Raw genomic sequence first — 7176 nt, 5'->3', positions numbered from 1 at the left:
ATCAGTTCGAGATTGTTTTCGATCGCGAGGTAAGTGTTCGCGAGCGTTTGCGCTTCCACGCCCTGCGAGGCATCGACGATCAGCAACGCTCCCTCGCACGCCGACAGGGAACGCGAGACTTCGTAAGAGAAGTCGACGTGGCCGGGCGTGTCGATCAAATTCAAGACGTACGACTGACCGTCGCGGGCTTTGTAGTCGAGCCTGACAGCGTGGGCCTTGATCGTGATGCCCCGTTCACGTTCGAGGTCCATGTTGTCGAGCACCTGATTTTCCATCTCGCGCTCAGACAGCGCGCCGGTCAGTTCGAGCAGGCGGTCGGCGAGCGTCGACTTGCCGTGATCGATGTGCGCGATGATCGAAAAATTGCGGATATGGGACAAAGGCGTGGTCATGCGCGCGCACTAGCAGGGGTTTGCGGCGATGTCAGCAGAGAGTGGACGGCCCCGCGCGGGCGCCGCGATTTTCATCCAAGGCGCGGGCAAAGTTCAGGGAAGTTCAGCCTAATGACGTACCCTTTTGCCGCTTTCCCGGAGAGCCGGAAAAGAGGAGATGTCGTCCCCGTCGCAAAGGGGCGCAAGGTTGCAAAGGTCGCACCGGCCGCGACCTTTCGCCGCGGATGCGTTGCGGCGGAGCAGCAGATTTCCAACGAGTCAAAGAGCCGGTGGAGGGACGCTGGCATAGTGGGATAATGTAGGAAAGAGGTTTTTCGCGCGGAGACGCGGAGGGCGCGGAGGGGCTTGCCCCGGTTCGCGATGGTCGCCACTGTGCGCCGACGTGAGCGCGACGCATCGGGGGCGAAAAGACGAATGGATATTGCGACTTATCTGGATGAGGTGCGCGCGCAGTTCGAGAGCGGGCACGCGACCGAGCATAGCTATCGCCCCGCGCTGTTCAGGCTGTTCCAGAGCATCGACCCGGCGATCACGGTCGTCAACGAACCGAAGCGCGGCGACGCGGGCATGGTCGATTTCCTGTTCGAGCGCGACGGCGTGCCGTTCGGATGGGCCGAGGCGAAGGACATCGACAAGGATGTCATCAAGCTGAAGGGCTATTCGATCGAGCAGCGCAAGCGGTACGAGGCCGCCTATCCGAACCTGATTTACACGAATGGCGTCGATTTCGAGTTTATCCGCGATGGCGCGCAGGTTCATTTCGTGTCGATCGCCGATTTCCTGATGGGATTGCAGCCCGTTCCCGATCGATTTGAGGAACTGGAACGCCAACTGCGCCTCTTCGCCGAAGCGAAGCCGATCAGCATAAGGTCGGCGGCAAAACTGGCCGAAATGATGGCGGCGAAGGCGGCGATCATCAAGGACGAGATCGGCATCGCGCTGAGCGAAGACCCGGAATTTCGCTCCGGCCTCGGCGGGCAGTATAAGAGCTTCAAGGCGAATCTGCTCCCTGCGCTCGAACCCGGCGAATTTGCCGACATTTATGCCGAAACGATCACTTACGGCATGTTCGCGGCGCGGTTTCACGACACCGATCTGGATACGTTCAGCCGTCAGGAGGCAATGGAGCGCCTGCCCGCGTCGAACCCGTTTTTGAAAGGGCTGTTCGAATATATCGCCGGGCCGCAATTGCCGCCGCGCCTGAAATATATCGTCGACGACCTGGTGCATGTGATGCGCGCGAGCGATCCGCATTCGCTGTTCCGCGATTTCGGCAAGTTCACCGCGCGCAACGACCCCTTCATCCATTTCTACGAAGACTTCCTCGCCGCCTATAATCCCAAAAAACGCAAAAGCCGGGGCGTCTGGTACACGCCCGAACCGGTGGTCGATTTCATCGTCCGCGCGGTTGACGACGTGCTGAAGACCGAGTTCGGCCTGGCCGATGGGCTGGCCGATACCAGCAAGGTCACGGTCGACTGGGACACGGGACTGAACCACCCCAAAACCGGCAAGCCGCTGACCGAAAAGCGGGAGGTCCACAAGGTCCAGATTCTCGACCCGGCGACCGGCACGGGCACTTTTCTGGCGAAGGCGGTGCAGCTGATTTCGGACCGGGTGAAGGCGCGCGCGCCGGGCAAATGGTCGAACTATGTCGAGCAGGACCTGATGCCGCGGCTGCACGGTTTCGAGCTGCTGATGGCGAGTTACGCCATGTGCCATATGAAGCTGGACATGATGCTGACCGAGACCGGTTACAAACCAAGCGCCAAGCCGCCGCGCCTGTCGGTCTGGCTGACCAACTCCCTCGAACCTGCCGAGCGCGACGTGAAAGATTTGTTCTTTCAACCGCTCGCCGAGGAAGCGCGCGGGGCGAGCGAGGTGAAGCGGCAAACGCCGATTATGTGCGTGATTGGGAATCCGCCTTATTCGGGGCACTCATCCAACAAGAGTGCATGGATCGAAGGGCTGATGGCCGATTACAAGGTCAGCCCGGAATTGAAGCGTCCGGCCCAGGCCAAGTGGCTGTCCGACGACTATGTGAAATTCATTCGCTTTGGCGAACACATGATCGAGCGGAACGGCACGGGTGTGTTGGCCTTCATCACCAACCATAGCTATCTCGACAATCCCACGTTCCTCGATATGCGTGACCACCTGCGGAAGACGTTCGATCGGATTTACGTGCTAGACCTGCATGGCAACGCCAAGAAAAAAGAAGTAGCTCCGGACGGTTCTTCAGACAAAAATATCTTTGATATTCAACAAGGTGTCGCTATATTTATAGCAATTAGGCTCGGCAGTGGCTCGGCAGGCCGAGCTTTCGGAAGTCCGCCATGGCGAAGTCTGGGGCAGCCGCGCAGCCAAGAACGAAGCGTTATGGGCCGGAACCGTGCGGGCGATGTGCGAGCAGGACGTTTCGCCTCAATCCCCACCTTGGCGATTCAAGCCGACCAACAAGGAAACGGAAGCTGCCTATCTGGTCGGCTTCTCCGTGGCCGACTTGTTTTCCCCGAACGGCAGCCCTGCGCCGGGTATCGTAACTACCCAAGATGAGTTCGCCATTTCGTGGAATAGCTGGGAAGCAGCGGAAAAGGTCGAAGCGTTGTTGGCCACGCGCGACGAGGCCGAGGCGCGAAGCCTGTTCCGGCTCTGCTCTCAGAGTCAGTGGAATTATCAGGCGGCAAAAAAGGCTCTGCCAAATACCGATTGGAGATCGCTGATAACCCCAGTGCTCTATCGGCCCTTCGACGTCAGGTTCACGGTCTACAATTCTCATGTCGCCGTGCATAGGCGAGAGCGGGCTATGAACCACTTCTTCAAGCGCAACGATCTTGGTTTGATGATTGCCCGGCAGGCCATTCAGGGCGACGCTGGTTACAGCCAAGTAGTGGCCGTTGATAAGATAATCGACAATCGCGCTATCTTCTCAAACAAGGGCATCTCGCAATTGTTGCCCCTTTATCTCTATCCCGAGGAAGGGACGCTCGACCAGACCATCCGCCTCAACCTTGACCCCAAGCTCTACGCCACCATCTGCAAGGCCGCAGGAATCGACCCCGCCGACCAGGCCGGACCCGACGACGACTTCCGCGCCGCCACCGGAGAAGCGCGGCCGAGCGAGGTCAAGGTTTTCGACTATATCTATGGCGCGCTGCACTCGCCCGCCTATCGCGAGACCTTTGCCGAGTTTTTGAAGATCGATTTTCCGCGCATTCCCTACCCAAAATCGCCGGAGGTGTTCGCGCATGTCAGCGAAAAGGGCGAGGCGCTGCGGCGGTTGCATCTGATGGAAGCGGCGGCGATCGGCGAGACGCCCTATCGCTATGACGGCGAGAGCGATGATGTGGTTGCGAGCGGGTTTCCGAAATGGGAGAAAAGCGGGACCCCGGATCAAGTCCGGGGCGACGATAAAGCGGGCTCGGCGCTGGGCCGGGTGTTCATCAACACGGACCAATATTTCGAGGGCGTGCCCGAGACTGCGTGGAATTTCCATATCGGCGGATATCAGCCCGCGCAGAAATGGCTGAAGGACCGGCGCGGGAGGGCGCTGTCGTGGGACGATATCGGCCATTATCAGAAGATCGTCAGAGTCTTGAACGAGACCGACCGTATCATGCGCGAGATCGAATTGCCCCTGGAATAGGAAACATGCCCTCCCCTAGCCCCTCCCGCAAGCGGGAGGGGGACTATAGCGCTAGCCACCGCGCACAATCGTCCCGCACCCGCGTATCGCTATCGCGCATCCCCCGCTCCAGCACCGCCGCCCTTCCCGCCCCCTCCTCCACCGCCGCCAGCGCCCCAATCGCATTCGCCCGCACGCGCGGCACCGGGTGCGCCTTCGCGAACTGCTCGGCCACATCCCTCCCATTCTCCGTCAAATGCACCGCGCAGCGGAGCAACATTTCGCTGCTGGTCAACGTTGGGCGTTTGGCGATCGTGCCGTGGTCCAGGTCGACGATATATTGGTCGCGCCAGGGGACTTGGTCGCCCTCGTCCATGATGTTGAGGCTGACCGAGAGGCTTGGCGGCGGGAGCTGGCTGTGGATGTCGCGGTGGGCGCGGTAGAGCATTAGCTTGCCCTCATCGAGCTGGCTGCGCTCGATGAATTTGAGGTCGAGCGGCTCGCCGAGGCGGCCGTCGATGGTTTCGGGATCGACCTCATAATAATCGCTGACATAGCCGGGGCCGAAATAGCCGGCGGTGAGAAAGCTGAAATTATGGTCGTGCGGAACGGCGTAGGAGAAGGCCGCGGGGCCGCTCGTCGTGTAGGCGGCGTCGCGTTCGGAGGGCCACATATTGGCGCGCAGGTAAAAGCCGCGCGCGCTGCGGTGGAGGAGGAAGACCTGCGCCGTATAGCGGTTGAACTCGAGCTGGTCGGCGTAGCTGGCCTTGAGCGCGGCGATGACGCGGCCGGCGAGAAAGTCGGGGTTGCGCGCGAGCCCGGCGAGGAGGTCGGCGCAGCGCGCGATGCTCGCCTCGTCGGAGAGATCGACGCCGCTTTCGTCGAGGCGCGCGGTCACCTCTTCGATGTCGAGCGCGGCGCCCGCGGGCGGGTCGATCAAGCGGGGCATGGGGCGCGATGGGGGGCGCGATGAGGGACAGGATCGGGCGCGCGGCCCGCCGGTTTGGGGGTGGCGGGCGCCGGGCTTGTGCAAGACCCCGGCCCGCCACCCCCCTCCCGCCCCGTCTCACCGGAAGGCAGGGAGATCAGTCCGTATGTTGCCGCAGCCGCGGCGCGCACCTCGGGATGCGGATCGGCGGCCGCCATCGCCGCCAGATGCGGAAGCGCCGCCGCGGGGTCGAGCGCGACCAGTTCGCGCATCGCGTTCCAGCGCGCGGCGAAATCCTCGCTTGCCGCCTCGGCGGCGAAAAGCGGCGCGGCGTCGGTGCGGCCGAGCTGGCGCAGCAAGGCGAGCGCCATTGCACGAAAGCTGCTGTCGCGGCGCGAGGCGCTGACGTGCGTCAGCCGGCCGCTTGCGATGTCATAGGCGCGGATGGGAAGGCGCGAGGGCGGCTGGACGGTGAGCTCGAGGAACAGGATGTCGCGGCGGGCACCCGCGGCCCCGTGCTGAAGCGTGAAGCTTTGCCGTGCGGTGTCGAGGATCAGCGTCTCGCCTGTCCGCAGCGGGCGCGGCGGCCGGCTGTGGCATGGTGCGGCGCCCTTCGCGGTGAAGCCGCCGGCTTCCTCGGCCGCGCTGACCGCCACGCTATGCGCGCGAAGCTCTGCGCCGCCGCCGTCGAGGACATGGATCGCCGCGCCGCCGGGGACGAAGATCGCCGTGCCTGGCGCGGTCCGATTCTCCGCAAAAGGCCGCAGCTGGAGCGTCAGGCGGATCGCCCCATGATCGGCGAGGACCAGGCCGCCCGCAGCACCATTGCCGCCGCCCACCATCCGCAGCGGCGGGCGCGCAAAGGGATCGGCGGCGAGCAACGCCAGCGCCGCGTCGAGCCGGCCGCGGAGCCAGCCGGTGTCGGAGAGCCAGGGAAGCAGGCGCGCTATCGCGACGCCGGCGGGCGCATCGGCAAGCGCCGCGATCGCGGTCACCAGCCCGCCGGGGGCGGTGTCGGCCGATTTCCACGCGGCGTCGAGGTCGGCGGCCGCGCGGCGCATCGCCCGACGGCGCGCGGTATCGGCACGGGGGAAATGGTCGTGGCGGGATGGCATGATGCTTGGCCCGAAAAACGGGGGGAACGGAGGACGCCGGGTTGGCGGGCCTCCGTTCCCGCCGCGGATCAATCGTAGACGATCAGCGCGATGGCGACGGCGATTTCGAAGACCGACGGCCCCGACGACGCGCTTTCGCTGACGAGCGAGCCGAACAAGCCGACCGCGGTGTCGAGCAAAGGCAGCGCCTCGATATCGATGGATGGCAGCCCCATATTCCCCCTCCTGTCCTGACCGGCGGCGCGACCTGCCGCCGGGAACAGGGCTAGGAAGGCGGACGGCCGCTTCCCAGTTAACTTATCGTAATCGCAGGCCATGTCGCTGGTCGAAGCGGGGTTGCGGCGGCGCGCGCCGGGGATAGGGTGGCGCATCGAAACCGGGAGACACGCCATGCGCCGCACCATCGCCGCCGTCCTTTGCGCGCTGTCGCTCGCCGCGCCCGCGGCGGCCGAAACCCTGCTCGTCGGCAACAAGGGCGAGGACACGCTGAGCGTCATCGCGCTGACGTCGGGGGAGGAGCTGGCGCGGCTGCCGACGGGCAAGATGCCGCACGAGATCGCGATCTCGCCCGACGGCAAGCTGGTTGCGACGAGCAATATCGCGAGCGGCACGATCAGCCTGTTCGATGCCGAAACCCGCGCGCCGCTGCGCACGATCAGGGTGTCGGGCGAGCAGGCGAAGGGCCAGGTGACTTTGCTGTTCAGCGCCGATTCGAAGCGGCTCTATGCCGCCGAGACCGGGCACGACAAGGTTGCGGAAATCGACGTTGCGAGCGGCGCGGTGCTGCGCCGGATCGCCGCGGGCAAGAATGGCGACGGGCTGGCGATCGCGCCTTAGGCCGGCCCCCCGAGCTCAAGCCACAGCGACAAACCTGGCAGCGGTTCGGCGGGCGCCGCCTGCGTAACGTACCGGACGGCGTCGGCGCGGGCGCGGTCGAGGATGGCGGGGGGGACGGTCGCCGGGTGGTAGACATGATCGGCCTCGCCCAGCAGCCGCGCGGCGCGCAGCGTGAGGTCGTCGGGGTCGGTGCTGGTGAGGTGAATGGTTTCGAGGCGCGAGGGCACGACGGATGCCTCGCCTGCCAGCCAGCGCTCGACCTTGTCCGCCGCGTCGCTA

General features: G+C 64.3%; 7 protein-coding genes and 1 pseudogene. 3 read left to right on the top strand and 5 right to left on the bottom strand.

From position 1 onward, the window contains the following. Positions 1-392 (bottom strand): GTP-binding protein (locus tag VJ811_RS06565; RefSeq protein WP_324071458.1); only part of this gene is annotated, 392 nt, incomplete at its 3' end. Between the two features lie 360 nt (positions 393-752). Between VJ811_RS06565 and VJ811_RS06560 the strand changes: the two genes are divergently transcribed. Both VJ811_RS06560 and VJ811_RS06555 read left to right on the top strand, forming a co-directional pair. Further along, on the top strand, positions 753-2948 hold the full coding sequence (locus VJ811_RS06560) for an N-6 DNA methylase (RefSeq protein WP_324071457.1): 2196 nt from the start codon (positions 753-755) through the stop codon (positions 2946-2948). Continuing rightward, entirely contained in the window at positions 2887-4038 is a 1152-nt protein-coding gene (locus VJ811_RS06555) for a type ISP restriction/modification enzyme (protein ID WP_324071456.1), read from the top strand. The genes VJ811_RS06560 and VJ811_RS06555 overlap by 62 nt, the downstream gene beginning before the upstream one ends. A gap of 43 nt (positions 4039-4081) precedes the next feature. Here the strand turns inward: VJ811_RS06555 and VJ811_RS06550 are convergent, their stop codons facing one another. From VJ811_RS06550 to VJ811_RS06540, 3 genes are all read right to left on the bottom strand, one after another. Next, positions 4082-4966, bottom strand: coding sequence for a transposase (locus tag VJ811_RS06550; RefSeq protein ID WP_324071455.1), 885 nt, complete (start codon positions 4964-4966; stop codon positions 4082-4084). Next, positions 4954-6006 (bottom strand): HEAT repeat domain-containing protein, encoded by a 1053-nt coding sequence (locus VJ811_RS06545; protein ID WP_324071454.1) that lies wholly within the window; start codon positions 6004-6006, stop codon positions 4954-4956. The genes VJ811_RS06550 and VJ811_RS06545 overlap by 13 nt, the downstream gene beginning before the upstream one ends. A gap of 122 nt (positions 6007-6128) precedes the next feature. Beyond that, a complete protein-coding gene (locus VJ811_RS06540) occupies positions 6129-6275 on the bottom strand; it encodes a hypothetical protein (RefSeq protein WP_324071453.1) in 147 nt (48 codons plus the stop codon). Between the two features lie 175 nt (positions 6276-6450). Here VJ811_RS06540 and VJ811_RS06535 point away from each other — a divergent pair, with 175 nt between their 5' ends. After that, positions 6451-6897, top strand: a complete 447-nt coding sequence (locus VJ811_RS06535) for a hypothetical protein (protein ID WP_324071452.1) — start codon at positions 6451-6453, stop codon at positions 6895-6897. Here VJ811_RS06535 and VJ811_RS06530 read toward each other — a convergent pair. Next, a pseudogene (locus VJ811_RS06530) lies at positions 6894-7176 on the bottom strand (siroheme synthase); the annotation flags it as partial. The gene VJ811_RS06535 and the pseudogene VJ811_RS06530 overlap by 4 nt on opposite strands.

It is taken from the genome of Sphingopyxis sp. (assembly GCF_035250425.1).
Taxonomy (GTDB): domain Bacteria; phylum Pseudomonadota; class Alphaproteobacteria; order Sphingomonadales; family Sphingomonadaceae; genus Sphingopyxis.
Note: the sequence above shows the minus strand (reverse complement) of the source record. Positions and strands in the feature narration are given on the sequence as shown.

Coding starts and splice junctions, on each gene's coding strand:
- VJ811_RS06560 (WP_324071457.1), top strand. CDS start 753: ATGGTCGCCACTGTGCGCCGACGTGAGCGCGACGCATCGGGGGCGAAA.
- VJ811_RS06545 (WP_324071454.1), bottom strand. CDS start 6,006: ATGCGCCGCGCGGCCGCCGACCTCGACGCCGCGTGGAAATCGGCCGAC.
- VJ811_RS06550 (WP_324071455.1), bottom strand. CDS start 4,966: ATGCCCCGCTTGATCGACCCGCCCGCGGGCGCCGCGCTCGACATCGAA.
- VJ811_RS06540 (WP_324071453.1), bottom strand. CDS start 6,275: ATGGGGCTGCCATCCATCGATATCGAGGCGCTGCCTTTGCTCGACACC.
- VJ811_RS06535 (WP_324071452.1), top strand. CDS start 6,451: ATGCGCCGCACCATCGCCGCCGTCCTTTGCGCGCTGTCGCTCGCCGCG.